Source organism: Geminicoccus harenae (assembly GCF_019800005.1).
Classification (GTDB): Bacteria; Pseudomonadota; Alphaproteobacteria; order Geminicoccales; family Geminicoccaceae; genus Geminicoccus; species Geminicoccus harenae.
Genome location: NZ_JABGCL010000198.1, coordinates 1 through 856, shown reverse-complemented (window position 1 = coordinate 856; position 856 = coordinate 1). Strand labels below are relative to the sequence as shown.

General features: G+C 66.5%; 2 protein-coding genes. Both read right to left on the bottom strand.

What is annotated here, in order from left to right:
- Positions 1-450 (bottom strand): transposase (locus HLA95_RS27550; protein WP_222185157.1); only part of this gene is annotated, 450 nt, incomplete at its 3' end.
- Positions 447-856: transposase (locus HLA95_RS27545; RefSeq protein ID WP_222185154.1), on the bottom strand; the 410-nt coding region annotated here is incomplete at its 5' end. The genes HLA95_RS27545 and HLA95_RS27550, both read right to left, overlap by 4 nt.

The following is an 856-nucleotide window of genomic DNA, read 5'->3' as shown; positions in this document are numbered from 1 at the left end:
CTGGCAGCGGTTGCGCAGGAGGCCACGGTAGCGCACGCGTCGGTACAGGTAGCGACGCTTCATGGTGCCGAAGAGTTTCTCGATCTGACCGCGCAGCGGCGTGATCGCGACGTTCATCCACTTGTGCCAGCTGGGCTGGCGCTTGCCCGCCTGCCGGCGGTGCATGATCCGGTCGGTGATGCCGATCTCGACCAGGGCCTCCCGGCTTTCCATCGACTCGTACGCCTTGTCCGCCAGCACGGCCTGCTCGTCGCCGCAGATGAGCGTGTCGGCAGCGATGCTCTCCCCGATGTCGGCGCTGGTGAGGATCGCCTTGCGGATCAGGTCCGAACCCTGATCCACCGCCAGATGGGCCTTGTAGCCGAAGAAGCTGCGCTGCCCTCTGCGGGTGAAGCCGGCTGCCGGATCGCGCTCCGACACCTCGCCCTCGCGCATGGGCGGGCGCTTCACGTCCGCTTCCACCAGCCGGCGTCAGCAGGCGCCGGCTCCATCCATGAAATGGCGCGCACCAGGAAGATGCGCGCGGGCGTGGCGTCAATCATGGTGCCGGCCTTGATGACCAAGCCACGCTGCTCGAGCTGCCGGTTCAGCGCGTCGAACACGGCTTCAGCCAGTCCTGCCTCAGCCAGGTCGATCCGGAAGCGGGACAAGGTGGTCGCGTCTGGCACCGCATCCTCCAGCCCAAGGCCGCAAAACCGCCAAAAGCTCGGTCGATCGGCGAGCGCCTCCTCCAGGTCGCGATCTGACAGGCGATACCATTGCTGCAAGAGCAGGGCCTTGAGCTGGACCAGCGGTGGATAGGCAGGTCGTCCAGTCGGTGACCGACGCATGGGCTGCAACAATGCCTCGATCGGCA